16 protein-coding genes and 1 tRNA gene are annotated in these 19,807 nt (G+C 71.2%); 13 read left to right on the forward strand and 4 right to left on the reverse strand.

Going from position 1 to position 19,807, the window contains the following annotated elements; translation table 11 throughout:
* The first annotated feature begins 15 nt into the window (after window positions 1-15).
* The 3 genes from pstC to pstB are packed head-to-tail and all read left to right on the forward strand — an operon-like array spanning window position 16 to window position 2,830.
* Window positions 16-957 carry a phosphate ABC transporter permease subunit PstC gene (pstC, locus tag J3P30_RS03940; RefSeq protein ID WP_210479624.1) on the forward strand — a complete coding sequence of 314 codons (942 nt, stop codon included), beginning with the start codon at window positions 16-18 and terminating at the stop codon, window positions 955-957.
* Complete coding sequence (pstA, locus tag J3P30_RS03945) at window positions 957-2,030, forward strand: phosphate ABC transporter permease PstA (protein ID WP_210479625.1); 1,074 nt, start codon at window positions 957-959, stop codon at window positions 2,028-2,030. Before pstC ends, pstA begins: the two co-directional genes overlap by 1 nt.
* Window positions 2,031-2,050: 20 nt before the next feature.
* A complete protein-coding gene (gene pstB, locus J3P30_RS03950; RefSeq protein WP_210479626.1) occupies window positions 2,051-2,830 on the forward strand; it encodes a phosphate ABC transporter ATP-binding protein PstB in 780 nt (259 codons plus the stop codon).
* A 42-nt stretch (window positions 2,831-2,872) separates the two neighbouring features.
* Here the strand turns inward: pstB and J3P30_RS03955 are convergent, their stop codons facing one another.
* The 3 genes from J3P30_RS03955 to J3P30_RS03965 all read right to left on the reverse strand — a co-directional run bounded on the left by J3P30_RS03955 (window position 2,873) and on the right by J3P30_RS03965 (window position 5,101).
* Window positions 2,873-3,760 (reverse strand): anti-sigma factor domain-containing protein, encoded by an 888-nt coding sequence (locus J3P30_RS03955; RefSeq protein ID WP_210479627.1) that lies wholly within the window; start codon window positions 3,758-3,760, stop codon window positions 2,873-2,875.
* On the reverse strand, window positions 3,757-4,314 hold the full coding sequence (sigK, locus tag J3P30_RS03960) for an ECF RNA polymerase sigma factor SigK (protein ID WP_307807392.1): 558 nt from the start codon (window positions 4,312-4,314) through the stop codon (window positions 3,757-3,759). The genes J3P30_RS03955 and sigK overlap by 4 nt, the downstream gene beginning before the upstream one ends.
* A gap of 157 nt (window positions 4,315-4,471) precedes the next feature.
* A complete protein-coding gene (locus tag J3P30_RS03965) occupies window positions 4,472-5,101 on the reverse strand; it encodes a DNA-directed RNA polymerase subunit beta (protein ID WP_210479629.1) in 630 nt (209 codons plus the stop codon).
* 66 nt (window positions 5,102-5,167) lie between these two features.
* On the opposite strand from J3P30_RS03965, the gene J3P30_RS03970 reads away from it, so the two are divergent.
* From J3P30_RS03970 to J3P30_RS03990, 5 genes are all read left to right on the forward strand, one after another.
* On the forward strand, window positions 5,168-5,335 hold the full coding sequence (locus tag J3P30_RS03970) for a hypothetical protein (RefSeq protein WP_210479630.1): 168 nt from the start codon (window positions 5,168-5,170) through the stop codon (window positions 5,333-5,335).
* 30 nt (window positions 5,336-5,365) lie between these two features.
* Complete coding sequence (locus tag J3P30_RS03975) at window positions 5,366-5,527, forward strand: hypothetical protein (protein ID WP_210479631.1); 162 nt, start codon at window positions 5,366-5,368, stop codon at window positions 5,525-5,527.
* 182 nt (window positions 5,528-5,709) lie between these two features.
* Window positions 5,710-5,785: transfer RNA gene (locus tag J3P30_RS03980), tRNA-Lys, on the forward strand.
* A gap of 85 nt (window positions 5,786-5,870) precedes the next feature.
* A complete protein-coding gene (locus tag J3P30_RS03985) occupies window positions 5,871-6,362 on the forward strand; it encodes a bifunctional nuclease family protein (RefSeq protein ID WP_210479632.1) in 492 nt (163 codons plus the stop codon).
* Between the two features lie 138 nt (window positions 6,363-6,500).
* Window positions 6,501-7,784: an endo-1,4-beta-xylanase gene (locus tag J3P30_RS03990; RefSeq protein ID WP_210481860.1), complete on the forward strand. Its 1,284-nt coding sequence runs from the start codon at window positions 6,501-6,503 to the stop codon at window positions 7,782-7,784.
* A gap of 210 nt (window positions 7,785-7,994) precedes the next feature.
* Here the strand turns inward: J3P30_RS03990 and J3P30_RS03995 are convergent, their stop codons facing one another.
* On the reverse strand, window positions 7,995-12,509 hold the full coding sequence (locus J3P30_RS03995) for an endo-1,4-beta-xylanase (RefSeq protein ID WP_210479633.1): 4,515 nt from the start codon (window positions 12,507-12,509) through the stop codon (window positions 7,995-7,997).
* 219 nt (window positions 12,510-12,728) lie between these two features.
* Between J3P30_RS03995 and J3P30_RS04000 the strand changes: the two genes are divergently transcribed.
* From J3P30_RS04000 to J3P30_RS04020, 5 genes are all read left to right on the forward strand, one after another.
* Window positions 12,729-14,012, forward strand: a complete 1,284-nt coding sequence (locus J3P30_RS04000) for an ABC transporter substrate-binding protein (RefSeq protein ID WP_246852700.1) — start codon at window positions 12,729-12,731, stop codon at window positions 14,010-14,012.
* A gap of 119 nt (window positions 14,013-14,131) precedes the next feature.
* Window positions 14,132-15,061 carry a carbohydrate ABC transporter permease gene (locus J3P30_RS04005; RefSeq protein ID WP_246852701.1) on the forward strand — a complete coding sequence of 310 codons (930 nt, stop codon included), beginning with the start codon at window positions 14,132-14,134 and terminating at the stop codon, window positions 15,059-15,061.
* Window position 15,062: 1 nt separating this feature from the next.
* Window positions 15,063-15,947, forward strand: a complete 885-nt coding sequence (locus J3P30_RS04010; protein ID WP_210479636.1) for a carbohydrate ABC transporter permease — start codon at window positions 15,063-15,065, stop codon at window positions 15,945-15,947.
* A 10-nt stretch (window positions 15,948-15,957) separates the two neighbouring features.
* Complete coding sequence (locus J3P30_RS04015; protein ID WP_210479637.1) at window positions 15,958-18,318, forward strand: glycoside hydrolase family 3 N-terminal domain-containing protein; 2,361 nt, start codon at window positions 15,958-15,960, stop codon at window positions 18,316-18,318.
* Between the two features lie 5 nt (window positions 18,319-18,323).
* A complete protein-coding gene (locus J3P30_RS04020; protein ID WP_210479638.1) occupies window positions 18,324-19,403 on the forward strand; it encodes a LacI family DNA-binding transcriptional regulator in 1,080 nt (359 codons plus the stop codon).
* Window positions 19,404-19,807 lie beyond the last annotated feature (404 nt).

Consider the following 19,807-nt stretch of genomic DNA (forward strand, 5'->3'; position numbering starts at 1 on the left):
AGGGCAATCGAGCACATGGCGAGTGCCGCCGTTCCCATTCGGGCCAAGCAGCGCCCGGGCGACCGCGTCTTCTCGGGCTCCGCTCTCGCGGCCGGCTCGACCATCCTGATCCTGCTGGCCGCCGTCGCCATCTTCCTCATCGCGCAGGGCATCCCCGGCGTTCTCGCGCAGCCGGGCGACACCGTCATCCTCGGCGAGAAGAACTTCTGGGACTACGTCGCCCCGCTCGCGTTCGGCACACTCTGGGCCGCGGCGCTCGCGCTCCTCATGGCGACCCCGCTCGCGATCGGCATCGCGCTGTTCATCTCGCACTACGCCCCGCGGCGCCTTGCCCAGACGCTGGGCTACATCATCGACCTCCTGGCCGCGGTGCCCTCGGTCGTGTTCGGGCTCTGGGGCGGCCTCGTGCTCGCCCCGCTCGTGCGTCCCGCCTACGCGTGGCTCGCGGAGAACGCGTCCTGGTTCCCGCTGTTCGCCGGGCAGGCCTCGGCCACCGGCCGCACGATCCTGACCGCCGCCATCGTGCTCGCGGTCATGATCCTGCCGATCATGACCGCGATCTGCCGCGAGGTGTTCCTGCAGACGCCGCGCCTGCACGAGGAGGCCGCGCTCGCCCTCGGCTCCACCCGGTGGGAGATGATCCGGATGGCCGTGCTCCCCTTCGGGCGCGCGGGGATCGTGTCCGCCGCGATGCTGGGTCTCGGGCGTGCGCTCGGCGAGACGATGGCCGTCGCGATGGTCCTGTCGCCGGCCGCGGTCATCTCCTTCATCGTGATCGGCTCGACGAACCCGAACACGATCGCGGCGAACATCGCGCTGAGCTTCCCGGAGGCGTTCGGCACCGGGGTCAACGTGCTCATCGCCACGGGCCTGGTTCTGTTCGTCGTCACCTTCGCCGTGAACGCGGTCGCGCGGTACGTCGTGAACCGCCGCAAGGAATTCTCGGGAGCGAACTGATGGCCGTCTCGACCACCGCCGGGAACTCCCTCACCCACGGCCGCCTGCCCCGGATGGCCCCGTGGGCCATTCTCGTCGCGTGCTGGCTCGTCGTCGCCGGCGTGTACGCCATCTTCGCGATGAGCGGCACCGTCCGGGACTTCAGCCTCGTCGGCACCCTCTTCTTCGGCACCGTCCTCTACGTCGCGATCATCTACGTCGTGTCCCTCTCGGTGGAGGGACGCCGCCAGGCGGTCGACCGGCTCGTCACGGCGCTCGTCTTCGCGGCGTTCATCGTCGCGCTGCTGCCCCTGGTGTCGCTCCTCTCGACCGTCGTCGCGAACGGCGCGGCCCGCTTCGACCTCGACTTCTTCACGATGTCCCAGCGCAACATCGTGGGCGCGGGCGGCGGCGCGCTCCACGCGATCGTCGGCACGCTCGAGATCACCGCCGTGGCCGCGCTGATCTCGGTGCCGATCGGTCTCATGACCGCGATCTACCTCGTCGAGTACGGCCGCGGTCAGATCGCGCGCTGGATCACCTTCCTGGTCGACGTCATGACGGGCATCCCCTCGATCGTCGCCGGTCTGTTCGCCTACGCGGTGTTCGCGCTCATCTTCGGCCCCGGCGTCCGCATGGGGTTCGCCGGCTCCGTCGCGCTCTCCGTCCTCATGATCCCCGTCGTGGTCCGCGCCTGCGAGGAGATGCTGAAGCTCGTGCCGAACGAGCTGCGCGAGGCGGCCTACGCGCTCGGCGTGCCCAAGTGGCTGACGATCGTGAAGGTCGTCCTTCCCACGTCCGCGGCCGGCATCACGACCGGCGTCATGCTCGCCATCGCGCGCGTCATCGGCGAGACGGCGCCGCTGCTGCTCGTCGCCGGCTTCACGCAGAGCATGAACTACGACCTCTTCGACGGCCGGATGCAGAGCCTCCCGGTCTTCGTGTTCACCTCCTACGCCAACCAGGGCACCGACGGCGACGCCTACATCGCCCGAGCCTGGACCGGCGCGCTGGTGCTCATCCTCATCGTGATGGCGCTCAACCTGCTCGCCCGGCTCATCGCCCGATTCTTCGCGCCCAAGACGGGCCGCTGACACATACAGAGAAGGAATCCGTGTCCAAGCGCATCCAGGTCAAGGACCTCAACGTCTACTACGGCAAGTTCATGGCCGTCGAAGGCGTCAACCTCTCGATCGAGCCCCGCTCCGTCACCGCGTTCATCGGCCCGTCCGGCTGCGGCAAGTCGACGTTCCTCCGCACCCTCAACCGGATGCACGAGGTGATCCCGGGCGCGCGCGTCGAGGGCGAGGTGCTCATCGACGGCAACAACCTCTACGCCCCCGGCGTCGACCCGGTGCTCGTCCGCCGTCAGGTCGGCATGGTGTTCCAGCGCCCGAACCCCTTCCCGACCATGTCGATCCGGGACAACGTGCTCGCGGGCGTCAAGCTCAACAATCGCCGCCTGCCGAAGTCGGAGGCCGACGACCTGGTCGAGCGCGCCCTCCGCGGCGCGAACCTCTGGAACGAGGTGAAGGACCGGCTCGGCGTCCCCGGGTCCGGTCTCTCCGGCGGTCAGCAGCAGCGGCTCTGCATCGCCCGCGCGATCGCGGTGCAGCCCGAGGTGATCCTCATGGACGAGCCCTGCTCGGCCCTCGACCCGATCTCGACCCTCGCGATCGAGGACCTCATCGAGGAGCTCAAGCAGGACTACACGATCGTGATCGTGACACACAACATGCAGCAGGCGAGCCGCGTCTCGGACCGGACCGCGTTCTTCAACATCGCGGGCACCGGCAAGCCGGGCAAGCTCATCGAGTACGACGACACGTCGCTGATCTTCTCCCGCCCCAAGGTCAAGGCGACCGAGGACTACGTCTCCGGTCGCTTCGGCTAGGACACGGCCGGGATCCGGCGGCGGGTCGTCAAGGCGCCGGAGTCAGGCGCCCTCGGTGAGGACCATGGGCTCCGTGGTCGGCTCGGCCGATCCACCCTCGGGCTCGATGGTCATCGCGACCGGCTCGCCGTCGTAGTCGCCCTCGAGCATCCGGTAGTTCGGGCCGGCGTCCGGGTCCACGATCCCGGCGCTCTCCGGGCCGGACTCCTCGACGTACCACGCCTGGAACGTGCTGCCCTCCGGGAGCTCCGCGTCGTGCAGCACGACGGCGGACATGCCGAGCTCCTCCGAGCCGACGAACGAGATGCTGCCGCCGTCCGGGAGGGGCGTGTTCGTGCGAACGGCGTCGGGCGCCGCGTTGAGGGCGGCGAAGCGGTCCGCGGTCCGCTCCTGGGACACGGCGGTGAGCAGGCCGCCCGCGAGCGCTCCCCCGGCGAACAGGACGACGGCGGCCGCGGCCCCGGCCAGGGCACGCAGTGCCTTCGCGGTCGGGCGCCCGCGGGAGGGGCGGCGCGCGACGTGCTGGCCCCCGGCGAGCCGGGGCTCGGAGTCGGCGACCTCGGAGGCCGCCGCCGCGGCGACGAGGGGCTCGGCGGCGGCCGGCCCGGTGACCGCAGGCCCGGCGTCGGGCAGGACATCCGCTCCGGCCGGCTCCGCTGCGGCCGGCTCCGCTCCGGCGACCGGGGCCGGCTCGGCTCGCTGCGGCTCCGCATCGATGGCCGCCAGGATCGACGCCTTCAGCGCCGGGGACGGTGCGACGGGCGGCACCGCGAGCGCGAGCACCGCGGCGGCCTCGGCGAACCCGTCGACCTCGGCCCGCAGCTGGGCGGAGTCGCGGACGGCGGCCTCGAACTCCGCCGCGTCCTCCGGGGAAAGGGCGCCCAGCGCGTAGGCCCCCGAACTCGACGCGCGGTCGTAGCAGTCGCTCATCCCGCCACTCCCATCTCGTCCCTCAGTCTGATCATCCCGTCCCGCAGCCGTGTCTTGACCGTGCCGAGGGGGATGCTCAGGTGCTCCGCTATCTCCGTGTGTGTGAGTCCTTCGTAGTACGCGAGGGTGATCGCCTGCCGCTGCAGCTCGGTCAGGCGAGCCATCGCCCGGCGGACGCGCTCGTTCTCGAGGCGGATCTCCGCCTGCTCCGACACGTCGTCGATGTCGGGGCTGTAGTCCCGCACGCCGATGCGGAGGTCCCGGTCCCGCCCCGCCTGGGAGGAGCGGATCCGGTCGATGGCCCGGCGGTGCGCCATGGTCAGGATCCACGTCGTCGCTGAACCTCTATTCGGTTCGAAGCGCCCGGCGGATTGCCAGATCTCCAGAAAAACCTCCTGGGCGACCTCCTCGGACTGCGCGGGGTCGATCAGGATGCGCCGGATGAGCCCCAGGACGCGCGCCGCGGTGGCGTCGTACAGGTCGGCGAAGGCTGCCCGGTCGCCTGTCGCGACGCGGGTGAGCAGCGCCTCGGTGTCGCGGACCGCGTCCGTCACGGGGGGAGCCTCGTCCTGCACCCTCCCAGCATGGCGGAGAACGGCGGCGACGAGGGCCTCCCAGGCGGGAAGCGCCGGACCGCAGTTAACGCCTCTCGGCGCGAGGCCGCTCGAAGCGGCGAATTTTGGAGCCCGGGGTTACTGCGGCCCGGCCGTCCTAGTCTAGGCCACCCTCGTGCCACAGCTTGGAGGAGGCGCTCAGGTCCGCCGCGAAGGTGGACAGGCGCGCGGCCCGCGTCGTGAGATCCGTCGCGCGCAGGGGCTCGGCGACGTCCGCGTCGTCGGCGAGGCTCGTGCAGCCGGCTGCGACGACCCGGCAGAAGGCGGCGGCGCGATCGAGCGCGACGGCGAGGTCGCCGGTGAACACGCCCCGGAGGATCAGGTCGGCGAGCGCGAGGACCTCGTCGGGCCCTGCCGGCTCGGCCGCGCCCGCCACCACCGGGTCGATCGTGCGCGCCACGCCCAGGCCCCGCTGGTAGAAGAGGCTGATGCCGCGCGGATCGCTCCGGATCATCGCGCGCAGCAGGTAGATCCGCCAGAGCGCGCCGGGAAGGCTGCGTGGGGTCGCGCGGGACCAGAGCTCGGCGACCGCGTCGATCCCGTGCTCGTCGGTGAACGACACCAGCCGGTCGACGACCTCCGGGTCGCGCTCCTCGCGCACCCGGTTGACGAGGGCGGCGGCGCTCTCGTGCGCGAGCCGCGACACGGCCGCGGGATCCTGGCCGCCCTGGATCGCGTCGAACTGGTACCCGGCGAACTTGACCGGCTTCGAGTGCCTCTCCGTCACCGGACCAGGGTACGCGCGGGCCCGGCGGCGCTCCCCGGGCGGGGGCGCGGGAGTACGCTGAGCCCCATGTGGCTCATGGTCGCGCTGCTCGCCGCCTGGGTGGTGCTCGCGCTGCTCGGCCTGGTGATCGACGCGATCCAGTGGCTGCTCTGGCTCGCGATCGTCCTGATCGTGGTCACCCTGGTGTTCGGCGCGCTGATGCGCTTCATCCGCGGCGAGTCCCGCCGGTCCTGAGGGGGCCGGCGGAGAAGGAGGTCATCCGACGTGAACACGCTCCTCATCCTGCTCGCGATCCTCGCGGTGATCCTGCTCATCGTCGGCGGGATCGTCGAGGCGGTGCAGTTCCTCCTGTGGGTCGGCCTCGTCCTGCTGATCCTCGCGGCGATCGCGTTCCTGCTGCGCGTCATCACCGGCCGCCGCGTCTAGCGGCGGGGCGGCGGCGGACGTGGCGTCAGCCCCCCGGGGCCGCCGAGCGCACCCCGCCCCACCGAGTGCGCCCCGAAGCACCGAGTGCACCCCGTGCACGAGGCGCGTTCGGTGTTCCGGGGCGCACTCGGTGGCATCGACTGCGCCACCCGGGGATCGGGGGCGGGGCTACATTGGAGCGCGGGCCTCTAGCTCAGTTGGCAGAGCAGCGGACTTTTAATCCGCGGGTCGTCGGTTCGAGCCCGACGGGGCCCACCAGGAAGCGCCCCCGATTCCCGGGTTCCGCCGAACCTGCGGGCCTACCATGTCAGCGTCCCGCAACGTCTGCTCGGGAGGTCGCATCATGGTCCAGGTCCGTGTCGCAGGACTCGCGGTGGGCGCCGGCGCACCGGTCATCCTGCTCAAGTCGATCTTCGAGGAGCCCGGCGTCGGTCGGATCCTGCCCATCTGGATCGGGTCGCAGGAGGCGACGTCGATCTTCGTCGCCGTCGAGGGAGCCGAGACGCCCCGGCCGCTCTCCCACGACCTCATGAAGACCCTCCTCGAGGTGGTCGGCGCCGAGGTGGAGCGCGTCGAGGTCACCAAGATCGAGGACGGCACCTTCTACGCCGAGATCACGCTGCGGACGCGCGAAGGGCGGCGCATCATCGACTCGCGGCCCTCCGACGCCATCGCGCTCGCCGCCCGGGTCGATGCGCCGATCTGGGTCGCCGATCAGGTCTTCGATGAGGCGGGGATCCCGGACGAGACCGGGCAGGAGTCGCGCGAGGAGGAGAAGCTCGCCGAGTTCAAGCAGTTCCTCGACCAGGTCAATCCGGAGGACTTCCAGGGCTGAGGGTCCGAAACATTTCGGGTTGCTCGTGAACACTTTTCCTTCGGGCTAAACTCCGCAGGGTCGGCCTCGCCGGCCACCTGTAACCGCACTCGAGGAGGAGAGCCCGTGGCTGCCCCTGTCCCCCCTGCTGACCCGACCATGCGTCACCGCATCGCCGACGCGACCGTGACCGTCCTCGGTCCCGACGGCCGCCCGCTCGCCGACACGGAGGTCGTCGTCGAGCAGACGCGGCACGCGTTCGGCTTCGGCAACATCGGCTTCGACTTCATCCCGCTCGCGAACGGCGAGACGGACGAGGACGCCGTCGCCAAGGAGGTCGAGACCTTCGGCGGCGCCTCCCTCGACCAGCTCGAGCACCTCTCCGGGCTCTGGCTCGAGCTCTTCAACCAGGCGACCCTGCCGTTCTACTGGGGCCGCTTCGAGCCCGTCCGCGGCAAGCCCGACACGGTGCGCATCCGCAACACCGCCCAGTGGTTCGCCGACCGCGGCGTGATGGTCAAGGGCCACCCGCTCGTGTGGCACACCGTCACGGCGCCCTGGCTGCTCGACCTGTCGCTCGACGAGATCGAGCAGGTGCAGCGTGAGCGCATCCGCCGGGACGTCCGCGACTTCGCCGGGCTGATCGACACCTGGGACGCCATCAACGAGGTCGTCATCATGCCGGTGTTCAAGAACGGCGACAACGGCATCACCAACCTCGCCTACGACCGCGGCCGCATCCACATGATCCGGCTCGCGTTCGAGGAGGCCCGCGCCACCAACCCGAACGCCACGCTCCTGCTCAACGACTTCGACCTGTCGTCCGCCTACGAGTGCCTCATCGAGGGCGTGCTGGAGGCGGGAATCCAGATCGACGCGCTCGGACTGCAGACGCACATGCACCAGGGCTACCGCGGCGAGGAGCAGGTCCTCGAGATCGTCGACCGCTTCGCACGCTACGGCCTGCCCATCCACATGACCGAGACCACGCTCGTGTCCGGGCACGTCATGCCGCCCGAGATCGACGACCTGAACGACTACCAGATCCCCGAGTGGCCCACCACGCCCGAGGGCGAGGAGCGCCAGGCCGACGAGATCACCCGGCACTACAGGTCCCTCGTCTCCCACCCGTCCGTGCAGGTCATCAACTACTGGGGCCTATCGGACAACGGGATGTGGCTGGGCGCACCCGGCGGGCTCGTGCGGGCGGACGGCTCCGTCAAGCCGTCCTACGAGGCGCTGCGCGGCCTCATCAAGGGCGAGTGGTGGCTGGACGCGACCCCGATGCGGACGGACGCGGAGGGCCGGGTGCGCGTCAGCGGCTTCCTCGGCGACTACCGCGTCAGCGCGGGAGGCGACCAGGCCGCCTTCACGCTGAGCTCGAGCGGGGAGACCACCGCGCAGGCGACGCTCGGAGCCGACCTGCAGGGCGCTCGCCAGTAGCTCCAGAGGAAGGCCGGTCCCGCTCGCCGGGGCCGGCCTTCTGTGTGCCCCGCGGCGGCCTGAGGAGGCTGAACCGCCGTGGACGGCTGGGCCGCCCTGCCGTCGGCGCGATCCAGCGCGCCCCGCAAAGGACGCTCGGGCCGGGCATGCCGAGGCGCGGCGCCCCGGGAGGGGACGCCGCGCCTCGGTCCTGGCCCTACGCCGGCCGGGTCAGCTGCGGCCTCCTCGCGGCGCAGGCTGCACCTGCACCGACGCGTCGGCCGTGGCGCTCAGCTCACCGGACTCGGCGACGAGGGTGTACTTCCCCGTCCTGGTGTCCGTCGGCACGGTGACGGCGCCCGTGAAGGACCCGTCCGACCCCATGGTGACGGCGCCGAGGGGCACGGTCACGACGGACCGGCCCACCTTCGCCTCGAGCGAGAGCTCGACCGAGCTGCCGGGGAGGAATCCGGTGACCTCGACCGCGAGGGAGCCGCCGGCCGCGACCTTGCCGCCCTCGGTCGCGACCTTCGGGTCGGGCACGAACGCCGGCTCGACGAGCTGCACGACGCCCCAGCGAGCGGTGCTCTGGTAGCCCAGCCCGGTCGGGTCCGCCCACGTCTTCACCGCGGTGCGGGCGCCCGCCGTCGCGTCGTTCACCTGGAAGTCCAGGCCGTGGAAGGTGCCCACGCCGCCCTCGTCGAGCAGGCTGATCGCCGCCTCCACGATGTAGCCGCCGTCGGTCACGCTCGTGGCGCTCTGCAGGCGGCCCTCCTGGAAGGCCTCGTCACCGGTGCCGAACGAGACCGCGTTCAGGTAGCTGATCCGGATCTGCGTGTCGTCGTAGCGGTACGGGCCGTTCTTGACGTTGCCTGCGTCGAGGAAGATCTCGACCGAGTCCTGGATCCAGGGGTCGGATCCGGACGCGTCGAGCGTCGGGTCCGCCACCTCGGCGAGGACGTACAGCGTTCCGTCGCGCCAGAGCGTGCGAACCGTCGCCTCGGCGCCGTTCGGGTCGCCCGCCACCAACTTGCTCGTGACGACGGAGTTCGCACCGGCCCAGGCCTCGTCGACCTCGCCGTCGATGGCCGGAGCAGCCGGCGCCTCCACGACCTCGGTGTACGACAGCGGCTCCACGAGCGTGAGGGTGCCCGTCGTGCCCTCCCCGGCCCAGCCGGAGGTCACGGCGCCGTCGGTGGCCCGGACGTCGAACGCGACGAGGTCGCCCTCGGCGGCCGCCGCGAGCGGCAGGTGGGCGACGACCGCCCAGCCGCCGTCGACCTCCGCCGTCACGGCGTCGACGTCGCCCTCGCCGTTCCTGCCCACGGTGGAGGTGGTGTCCCCCACCGTGAACCAGACGGCGTCGGTCGCCTCGGGCGTGGCGTCCATCACTCGGACGTAGGCGGTGAGGCGGTCGGCGCTCCAGCGCAGCTGGAACCCGGCGACGTCCTCCACCGCGTGCAGCGGGAGCTGCGACCACTCGAGGGCGTCGACCGCGCCGTCACCCAGCGCGACGTCGCCCGCGAAGACGACCGCCGTCCGGAGCGGGGCGGGCAGCTCGGCGTCCGCCGCGCCGTAGTAGGCGGGCTTGGCCTGCAGCTGGTCGTCGAACAGCAGCGGGGCGCCGGAGGAGTTCCGCCAGCTCCGGCCGTCCGTGAGGCCCCACACCGTCACCGAGAACAGCTCCCCGGTGTGCTCGCGGAAGATCCGGAACGCGTCGCGGTAGTAGTAGCCCTGGTCGACCAGCAGCGCCTCGGTGACGGGCGTCCCCGTCGTGACGTCGAGCTCGCTCACCACCTGGGTGACGGGCAGGTCCGAGAAGGCGACGATCGCGTCCTCGAGCGCCTGCACCGGCATGGCGAGGCTCACGTGGAACTGGTGACCCACCGCGTCGACCGGGACGCCGCGCGCCAGCAGCCGCTCGACGAGGGCGTGCATGCGCTGCTGCTTGCCGATCTGCTCGGTGTTGTAGTCGTTGATCGTCAGGGTGATCGGCCGGCTTTCGCCCTCGACCGCGTACTGGCCGTTGAAGGCCTCGTCCGCGTACTGGAACGCCAGGTCGATGTACTCCTCGCCGAGGATGCGGTACCACTCGCTGCGGCGCAGCCCGTCCGCCTCCTCGCGGCCGTCGGAGACGACCTCGTTGACGACGTCGAACGCGACGAGCGGGTTGGTCTCGCTGCCGAAGAGGCCGTAGCCGCCTCCGGTGCTGAGCGCCTCCGCGACCGCGAAGATGTGCGTCCGCAGGCGGTCGCGCAGGACCTGCTGGTCCGTCTCGCTCGTCGTGAGCGGCTGTCCCGCGCCGTTCTGGAAGAACCAGGCCGGCGTCTGGCTGTGCCAGACGAGCGTGTGCCCGTAGACCCGCAGGTCGTTCGCCTGGGCGAAGTCCATGAGCGCCTGCGCCTCGGGGTGGATGCCGAAGGCCCCCTCCGCGTCGTACCAGGCCTCCGGCTTCATGTGGTTCTCCGCCGTGATCTGGTCGAAGTGCCGCAGCAGCAGCTCGGACGCGCTGCCGGTGGTCTCCCGGCGGTCGATCGCCACGCCGATCGGGAAGTCGACCGTGTCCTGCAGCGGCGTCAGGGGCTGGACGCCCCGGTCCTCCTGCGGCTGGATGACCACGTCGTCGAGGAGGAAGCTCCCCGCGCCGCCGTCCGTGTAGGAGGTCTCGAAGTACACGAACGCAGTGTCGGCGGCCGGCATCTGGTACGTCGCGGTGACCTGCCTCCACTCGCCGGAGGTGACGTCCGCGAACTGGCCGACGGTGTCGAACGACGTCGATCCGCCGCTCGTGCGCTGCATGCTGAGCCAGATGTCGTCGGAGCCGGCGCCCGCCGCCATCTTCACCCAGGCGGTGATCTCGTAGGTCACGCCGGGCTGCATGAGTCCGGTGACATCGTGGCCGATGCCGTCGCCCTGAGACGTCCGGTTGCTCACGAGCGCCGCCTGCGCGCCGCCGTGCTTCTCCTCGGTCGTGAGGGTGACCGTGGGGTCGCCCTGCGCGTCTCCGCGCGGCACCCAGCCGTCGAGCCCGTCCTCGAAGTCGCTGCTCAGGACAGGACCGGCAGCGGGGATGCCGCCGCCGGGAAGCGTGAACGTCCAGCCCTCCGCCAGCCGCTCCGACACGACGGTCTCGACCGCCGCCACGGTGCCCGCGCGGTCACCGCCGCCGTCGTGCACGAGCACGAGCTGACCCGGCTTCATGGCCGCGCGGAGGTTCGCGGTGAGCGTCGCCTCGTCCTGCGTCTCCCAGTCGTTGATCACGTTGACGACGGCGAGCGGCTGCATTCCGAGGGCGACCGCGACCTCCGGGGTGCTGCCCCAGCTGCCGTTCGGCGCGCGGAAGTACGGCACCTGCGCGTCCGGGTCGCCGAGCGCGTCGCGGATGATCTCGAGGTTCGCCTTGAGGTCGGCCTCGATCGCCGCGTGCGTCCAGCTGCCCATGTCGGCGTACGAGGTGGTGTGGTTGCAGAGGGTGTGCCCCTCGGCCACGATCCGGCGCAGGATGTCCGCGCCGCCCTCGGCCTGGATGTTCTGCCCGATGACGCAGAAGACCGCGGGCAGGTCGTTCGCCGCGAGGAAGTCGAGGATCTCCTCGGTCTCGCCGGGGTTCGGCCCGTCGTCGAACGTCAGGGCGGACACGTTGCCGCTGCCGCGCGCGGAGGCGACGGGCGTCTCGACGGGGTTCACCGCACCGCCCGGCACGAAGTCCGGGTCGGGCGTCGGCTCCCAGGGCTCCTCGCCGCCGGTGGCCGCCGTGATCAGGATGTCGTCCACGAGGACGGTGTAGGGGCCGGCCTGGTCGGAGGTGCCGATGTACACCTGCGACTGGGCCGGGTCGATCGGGTTGCCGCCGTTGTCGACCTCGGGAAGCGTGAAGGTCCCGGTCACCGTCGTCCAGCCGCTGCCGTCGATCGTGGCGTTGCCGACCCAGTTGTACGCCGGCTTCACGACGAAGCGCACCTGCGTGCTGCCCGCCGCTCCTTCGGGCAGGCGCGCCCGCATCGAGAAGGTGTACTCGACGCCGGCCTCGAGGAGCCCGACCGGAGACTGGATGCCCTCGTAGTCCGCCGCGCGCGTGATGGACAGCGCCTTGCCGCCGTCCGCATCCACGTAGGCGAGGGCCGGGTTGCCGCTCGGGGTCCACGTCCCGGTCGTGCTGTCGTCGAAGTCCACCGCCGTGATGGTCTGCTCGGCGGGCGGAGCCGCCGGCCCCGTGATGAGGATGTCGTCGACGAGGTAGCCGTAGGGCGCGGCGAGGTCGTCCGTGCCGATGTAGACCTGGGTGGACGCCCCGGCCGGCACGGTGTACGTGCCCGTCACGGTGCTCCACGCGTCGGCGGTCATGGACGCGCCGCCGATCCAGTCGTAGGTCGTGTTCCCGGCCGCGTGGCGGGTCTCGGCGACGAAGCGGACGCCGGCGGGACCGGTGACGCCCTCCGCGAGCCGGACCCGCATCGAGAACGTGTACTCCACCTCGGACTGCAGGAGGCCCGCCGGGGACTTGATGCCGTCCCAGTTGTTGGCGCGGCCCTGCACGAGGAGCGCCTTGCCGCCGTCGGCGTCCACCACGGAGAGAGCGGGCCCTCCGTTCTGGACCCAGGGCGCCCAGCTCCCGTCCTCGAAGTCGGTGCTCAGCACCGTCGCCGCTTCCTCCGCGGCTGCGGCCCCCATGGGCACCGCGCCCCCGGCCAGCGCCAGGGCCAGAAGCCCCGTCCCCCATGCCCTGATACGCCGTCGTATCGCCATGTTTCGCTCCTTCGCGAGAAAAGTTACCCCCATAGGGGTGGCGCTCACGCTAGGACGAGTGCCCGCCGCATGTCCAGTTCGCCCGGAGAAGCGTGCGCCGGATGGCGCAACCGGCTTGACCTCGATCCCCGCCTTACGTAGCATCCAGGCACCTGAACAATTTTCGGTACCGATGCCGAAACTTTCGAGAGGCGTTCAATGAAGAACAGACGCAGCATCATGCGTACTGCAGCAGTCACACTCGCAGCGGGAACCCTCGCCCTGACCGGCTGTGCCGGCGGCGGCGGCGGCGGAGGCGGCGGAGAGGGCGGCGGCGACGTCACGCTCACCTGGTGGCACAACGGCACCCAGGGAGTCCTGAAGGAGTACTGGCAGAGCGTTGCCGACGCCTTCGAGGAGGAGAACCCGGGCGTCAAGGTCGAGATCCAGGTCACGCAGAACGAGGAGCTCCAGCGGACCAAGATCCCGAACGCGCTCCGCTCCAACAACCCGCCGGACCTGTTCCAGCAGTGGGGTGGCGGCGAGATGGCGGCCCAGGTCGAGGCCGGCCGTCTGCTCGACATCTCCGACGACGTGGAGGAGGAGCTCGACTCCATCGGCGGCAAGGCCGCCGGCTGGCAGTTCGAGGGCCAGACCTACGGCCTGCCCTACAGCATGGGCATCGAGGGCTTCTGGTACAACAAGGCGATGTTCGAGCAGGCCGGCATCACGACTCCGCCGGCCACGATGGACGAGCTGAACGACGCGGTGTCCAAGCTCAAGGCCGCCGGCATCACGCCGATCGCGGTCGGCGCCGCTGACAAGTGGCCGGCCGCGCACTACTGGTACAACTTCGCGCTCCGCAGCTGCTCGCAGGAGACCCTGGAGCAGGCGTCCGCCGAGTTCGACTTCAGCGACCCGTGCTTCGAGGAGGCCGGTGAGCACCTGCAGTCCTTCATCGAGACGGAGCCGTTCCAGGAGGGCTTCCTGGCCACGTCCGCACAGCAGGGCGCGGGCAGCTCGGCCGGCATGCTCGCCAACGGGCAGGCGGCCATGGAGCTCATGGGCCACTGGAACCCGGGCGTCATGGCCGGGCTCACGGAAAGCGGCGAGGGCCTCGGCGAGAACCTCGGCTGGTTCAACTTCCCGGGCGTCGAGGGCGGCGAGGGTGACCCGAAGGCGGCCCTGGGCGGCGGCGACGGGTTCTCCTGCTCGTGGCAGGCTCCGCCGGAGTGCGTCGACCTCCTCAAGTTCGTCGTGAACGTGGAGAACCAGCGGGCCTTCGCGGAGACCCAGACCGGTCTCCCCGTCGCCGAGGGCTCCGAGGACGCGGTCACCGACCCGACCATGCAGACGCTGCTCGAGGGCCGCGACAGCGCCCCCTACGTGCAGCTGTGGCTCGACACCACCTTCGGCCCGACCGTCGGTGGCGCCATGAACGACGCGATCGCGAACATGTTCGCGGGCCAGGCACAGCCGGGCGACATCGTGAAGGCCATGACGGACGCGGCAGCGACCCTCTAAGGAACAACGGAACAATGAGCATCTCGGACCGGTCCACCACTGAGGTGGGCCGGGACCGGGGCTCGATTCCCGCCGGCCGCGCGGACTCCGCGCGGCCGGCGGCGTCTCAGCCCGGTCCCATGAACGAAACCCGCCGCGCCCACCAGCGCCGCAACGCCCGCCGGCTCAACCTCTTCATCGCGCTCTTCGCTGCGCCGGCCCTCATCGTCTACCTGACCTTCGTGCTGCTCCCGGTGCTGCTGGCAGCCTTCTACAGCTTCTGGAAGTGGAACGGCCTCGGACCCCTCACCGAGTTCGTGGGGATCGAGAACTACGCCCGCGCGCTCAGCGACCCCGTGTTCCTCGGCGCGGTCGGCCACAACCTCTTCTTCGTCATCGCATCGCTCCTCGTCCAGGGGCCGATCGCGATCGGGGCGGCACTGCTGCTCAACCGGCCGTTGCGAGGACGCACCGTGCTGCGAGTCGCGATCTTCATCCCGTACGTCCTGAGCGAGGTCATCGCCGGTGTCGCCTGGCGCCTGCTCCTGCAGCCGAACGGCCCGTTCGACAGCTTCCTCGCCGCAGTGGGGCTGGGGGGCCTGAAGCAGCTCTGGCTCGCGGACACGAACCTCGTCCTGTGGACCGTGTTCGCGGTCGTGAGCTGGAAGTACCTCGGCTTCGCGATCATCCTCTTCCTGGCCGGCCTTCAGGGCGTGCCCGAGGAGCTGTCCGAGGCGGCGCAGATCGACGGCGCCTCCTGGTGGCAGACGCAGCGCCACATCACCATCCCGCTGCTCGGACCGACCATCCGCATCTGGGCGTTCCTGTCGATCATCGGCTCGCTCCAGCTGTTCGACATGGTCTGGATCATGACGGGCGGCGGACCGGCGAACGCGACCTCCACGATGGCGACCTACATGATCCAGTTCGGCTTCCAGCGCTCCCAGTTCGGGTTCGGCAGCGCCGTCGCGGTGATCCTCTTCGTCGTCTCGTTCATCTTCGCGCTGATCTACCAGCGCTTCGTGCTGAGCCGCGACATCGGCGGCACAATGTCCAGAAGGGTGGGCTGACATGACCACTGTCGACCTCGCCACCGATCTCTCCAAGACCCCTCCCTCGCACCACGAGGCGGGCCGCCGGTTCGACTGGAGCTCGCCGTTCGTCTACGTGATCGCGCTCATCGTGGTGGGCATCTCGGTCGTGCCGGTGCTCTACGTGATCCTCGGGGGGTTCCGCTCCAACGCGCAGCTCAACGCCGACCCCGCGGGGCTCCCGAGCCCCTGGATCCTGAACAACTACGGGTCCGTGCTCACGGCGGGCACGTTCTGGCAGCAGGTCGCCAACAGCACGCTCACCGCGCTCGCGACGACCGCCGGCGTGGTGATCATCGGCGTCATGGCCGCCTTCGTGATCGCCCGCTACAACTTCAAGGGCCGGGACGCGCTGTACACGCTCTTCACGGTCGGGCTGCTCTTCCCGCTCACGGTCGCGATCCTGCCGCTGTACCTCATGCTGCAGAACCTCGGCCTGCTCGGGTCGCTGCTCGGTGTGATCATCCCGCAGGTCGCGTTCGCGCTGCCCACGACGATCGTCATCCTCGTGCCCTTCCTCCGGGCGATCCCGGAGGAGCTCGAGGACGCGGCGGTCATCGACGGAACCGGCCGGTTCGGGTTCTTCGCCCGGATCCTGCTGCCGCTCTCGGGACCCGGACTCGTGACGGTCGGCGTCCTCGCGTTCGTCGGCAGCTGGAACGCCTACCTGCTCCCGCTGCTCGTGCTCGGCGACCCGAACGCGTTCACCCTCCCGCTCGGCGTCCAGGCGTACTCCACGCAGTACTCGCAGGACACCGCCGCGGTGCTCGCGTTCACCTCGCTCGCGATGCTGCCCGCGCTGATCTTCTTCACGCTGGCCGAGCGCCGGATCGTCGGCGGCCTCACCGGCGCCGTCAAGGGCTGAAAGGTTCCGAATGAACTCCCCTGTGTCCACCCTGCCTCTCTGGCGGGACACCACGGCATCCACCGAGGAGCGGGTCGAGGCCCTCGTCTCGGCGATGACCCTCGAGGAGAAGATCGCCCAGCTCTACGGAGTGTGGGTGGGCGCCTCGAACGAGGGCGCCGAGGTCGCTCCGCACCAGCACGACATGGAGAGCGTCGTCGACCTCGACGAGCTGCTCCCCGACGGGCTGGGGCAGCTGACGCGCCCGTTCGGCACGCGTCCCGTCGACCCCGCGGTCGGCGCGCTGTCGCTGATGCGGAGCCAGGAGCGCATCGCGCGGAGCAACCGCTGGGGCATCCCGGCGGTCGCCCACGACGAGTGCCTCGCGGGCTTCGCCGCCTGGGGCGCCACCGCCTATCCGGTTCCGCCCTCGTGGGGCGCGACCTTCAACCCGGAGCTCATCGAGAGCATGGCCCGCCGCATCGGCGAGGACATGCGGTCCGTGGGTGTCCACCAGGGTCTCTCCCCCGTCCTGGACGTGGTGCGGGACGCCCGCTGGGGCCGGGTCGAGGAGACCATCGGCGAGGATCCGTACCTCGTCGCCACGGTGGGCACCGCGTACGTCCGCGGGCTCGAGTCGTCCGGCCTCGTCGCGACGCTCAAGCACTTCGTGGGCTACTCGGCCTCCAGGGCCGGGCGCAACCTCGCGCCCGTGTCGATCGGTCACCGTGAGCGCAACGACGTGCTGCTGCCGCCGTTCGAGATGGCCCTCCGCGAGGGAGGCGCGCGCTCCGTGATGAACGCGTACACCGACATGGACGGCATCCCGACGGCCGGCGACGTGGAGCTGCTCACCGGCCTCCTCCGCGACACCTGGGGCTTCGAGGGGACGGTGGTCGCGGACTACTTCGCGGTCGCCTTCCTCAAGAACCTGCACGGGACCGCGGGCGACCTGGGCGAGGCGGCCGGCCAGGCGCTGGCCGCGGGCATCGACGTGGAGCTCCCGACGGTGAACGCGTACGGGGCGCCCCTGCGCGAGGCGATCCGCGAGGGCCGCGTCGACGAGGCGCTCGTCGACCGCGCCCTGCGGCGAGTGCTCCGCCAGAAGGTGGAGCTCGGCCTGCTCGACCCGGACTGGTCCGCCCGGCCCGCCGCGCTCTCCGACGAGGAGGACCAGGAGGCCGTCCGCGGATCGATCGACCTGGACAGCGCGGAGAACCGTGCGCTCGCGCGCGAGATCGCGGAGCAGGCGGTCATCCTGCTCACGAACGACGGCACGCTGCCCCTGCGCCGCCCGGCCAGGATCGCGGTGGTCGGCCCGAACGCGGACAACCCGTTCGCGGTGCTCGGCTGCTACTCCTTCCCGGCGCACATCGGGGTCCACCACCCCGACTTCGCGATCGGGATCGAGCTGCCCACGCTGCTGGAGGCGCTGCGCGAGGAGTTCCCGGACAGCGAGATCGAGTTCGTGCAGGGCACGACGATCGACGGCGGCGAGACGGACGGGATCGCCGAGGCGGTCGCGCTCGCGCAGAGCGCCGACGTCGTCGTGGTCGCCCTCGGCGACCGGGCGGGGCTGTTCGGCCGCGGCACGAGCGGCGAGGGCTGCGACGCCGCGACGCTCGCGCTGCCCGGCGCCCAGCAGGACCTGCTCGACGCCGTGGTCGGATCGGGCACGCCGACCGTCGTCACCCTGCTCTCGGGGCGCCCCTACGCGCTCGGCCGCGCCGTCACGGACGCGTCCGCCATCGTGCAGACGTTCTTCCCCGGCGAGGAGGGCACCCGCGCCATCGCGTCCGTGCTGAGCGGTGCGGTCAACCCGAGCGGGCGCCTGCCGCTCTCGGTGCCGTCGTCGCCCGGCTCGCAGCCGTCCACCTACCTGGCGGCTCCGCTCGCCCGCTCCAGCTCGGTCTCGAACATCGACCCCACCCCCGCGTTCCCCTTCGGGCACGGGATCGGCTACACGACGTTCGAGTGGACGGGGTCGGAGAGCAGCGGCGAGGAGATCCCCATCGACGGCGAGGCGCGGGTCTCGGTCCGCGTCGCCAACCGGGGCGACCGGGCCGGCGCCGAGGTCGTGCAGCTCTACCTGCACGACCCGGTCGCGTCAGTCGTACGTCCGGTGCAGCGCCTGATCGGCTTCACCCGGGTGGAGCTCGAGGCGGGGCAGGAGGCGGAGATCTCCGTCACCGTGCCGGCCGACCTCGCGGCCTTCACGTCCCGCTCGGGAGAGCGGATCGTGGAGCCCGGCGAGCTCGTCCTCGGCCTCGGCCGGTCGAGCGGGGACATCGTCCTCAGCACGTCGGTGACCCTCGTCGGGGACGTCCGCGTCGTGGACCATACCCGCGAGCTGCACCCGCGGTTCACCGTGTCGCCCTCCTCGGAAGGCTGACACCCGTGCGCGCACCGCGGGCTCGCGCCGGCGGCGCCCGCGGTGCAGGCGACGGGGAGGGCACCTCCCCCGCCTCCGGCGAGCGCGTCACGCTGAGTGACGTGGCGGCGGAGGCGGGGGTCTCCCTCGCCACCATCTCCAAGGTGCTCAACGGCCGCCCGGATGTCGCGCCCGAGACCCGGGCGCGCATCGAGCAGCTCGTCGAGCGCCACGGCTACCTCCGCCGCGGCGCCGGTCCGCGTCGCTCCACCCTCCTCGAGGTCGTGTTCCACGCGCTCGAGAGCGCCTGGGCGCTCGAGATCGTCCGCGGCGCCGAGAGTGCAGCGCGGGAGCGAGGGCTGAGCCTCGTCCTCACCGAGAGCGGCAGCCGGCACTCCCCCGACTCGGGCTGGATCGACGGCGTCCTGAAGCGGCGTCCTGCGGGGGTCGTGCTCGTCTTCTCGGACCTCGATCCGGTCCACGGCGCCCGCCTCCGGTCCTCCGGCATCCCGTTCGCGATCATCGATCCGGCCGGGGATCCCTCGCCCGACGTGCCCTCCGTGGGGTCGACCAACTGGTCCGGCGGGCTCGCCGCCACCCGCCATCTCATCGACCTCGGACACCGTCGGATCGCGGCGATCACCGGTCCGGAGGACATGATGTGCTCGCGAGCGCGCCTGGACGGCTATCGCACGGCGATGCTCGCCGCGGGCCTGACCATCGACGAGGACCACGTCGAGTTCGGGGACTTCCAGGTGGACGGCGGCCGAGCGGCCGCGCTGCGCATGCTGGCGTCCGAGAACCCCCCGACCGCGATCTTCGCGGGCAGCGACCTCCAGGCCCTCGGGGTGTTCGAGGCGGCGCGGCTCCTGGGGCTCACGGTTCCCGGGGACGTCTCGGTCGTCGGCTACGACGACCTCCCGCTCGCTGAGTGGACGAGTCCCCGCCTCACCACCATCCGCCAGCCGCTGCGCGATATGGCGGAGACGGCGGTGCGCCTCGTGCTCGAGCCGCGGCAGGAGGGCCCGCCGGCCCGGCTCGACCTCGCCACCCATCTCGTCGTCCGCGACAGCACGGCAACGCCCCGCCGCTCACGCGTCCCGTAGCGGGCGAGCCGATCGGCACGTACACCGGCGCGGGCGGGGACCACACGCGCGTCCCGGAGCTCTAACGGAGGATGCGCAGCAGCACCGATCGATCGACCGGAACTGGGGCGCGCCGAAGTCGGATCCGAGCGGTTGGTGACCCGCCGGCTCCGGTAACATCGACCGGCGGATTCGCGCGGGGTGGTGCCGCATCCGCTCGGCAGGGGGGGCCTCGGCTTTCGGGTGGCTCGAGGCCCTCCTGTTCCGCACACCGCAGATGCCCCCTGGGCCCACGATTCCGCGTGGACCCAGGGGGCATCAGGATCTCGGGTGATGTCCGGGTGGCTCTCCGGTCCAGCGGGCCGGCTCGTCCATGGGACCACGCGAGGCAGCCCCCGGCCAAGGCCTTGCGCAGGGCGTTCCGG

Source organism: Naasia sp. SYSU D00948, from assembly GCF_017916515.1.
Lineage (GTDB): Bacteria > Actinomycetota > Actinomycetes > Actinomycetales > Microbacteriaceae > Naasia.

What these genes read in the sequence shown, in the direction of transcription:
- J3P30_RS03990 (WP_210481860.1), top strand. Translation starts at nt 6,501, where the DNA reads ATGCGTCACCGCATCGCCGACGCGACCGTGACCGTCCTCGGTCCCGAC.
- J3P30_RS03955 (WP_210479627.1), bottom strand. Translation starts at nt 3,760, where the DNA reads ATGAGCGACTGCTACGACCGCGCGTCGAGTTCGGGGGCCTACGCGCTG.
- J3P30_RS03970 (WP_210479630.1), top strand. Translation starts at nt 5,168, where the DNA reads ATGTGGCTCATGGTCGCGCTGCTCGCCGCCTGGGTGGTGCTCGCGCTG.
- pstA (WP_210479625.1), top strand. Translation starts at nt 957, where the DNA reads ATGGCCGTCTCGACCACCGCCGGGAACTCCCTCACCCACGGCCGCCTG.
- J3P30_RS04010 (WP_210479636.1), top strand. Translation starts at nt 15,063, where the DNA reads ATGACCACTGTCGACCTCGCCACCGATCTCTCCAAGACCCCTCCCTCG.
- J3P30_RS04005 (WP_246852701.1), top strand. Translation starts at nt 14,132, where the DNA reads ATGAACGAAACCCGCCGCGCCCACCAGCGCCGCAACGCCCGCCGGCTC.
- J3P30_RS03985 (WP_210479632.1), top strand. Translation starts at nt 5,871, where the DNA reads ATGGTCCAGGTCCGTGTCGCAGGACTCGCGGTGGGCGCCGGCGCACCG.
- J3P30_RS03995 (WP_210479633.1), bottom strand. Translation starts at nt 12,509, where the DNA reads ATGGCGATACGACGGCGTATCAGGGCATGGGGGACGGGGCTTCTGGCC.
- J3P30_RS04015 (WP_210479637.1), top strand. Translation starts at nt 15,958, where the DNA reads ATGAACTCCCCTGTGTCCACCCTGCCTCTCTGGCGGGACACCACGGCA.
- J3P30_RS04000 (WP_246852700.1), top strand. Translation starts at nt 12,729, where the DNA reads ATGCGTACTGCAGCAGTCACACTCGCAGCGGGAACCCTCGCCCTGACC.
- pstC (WP_210479624.1), top strand. Translation starts at nt 16, where the DNA reads ATGGCGAGTGCCGCCGTTCCCATTCGGGCCAAGCAGCGCCCGGGCGAC.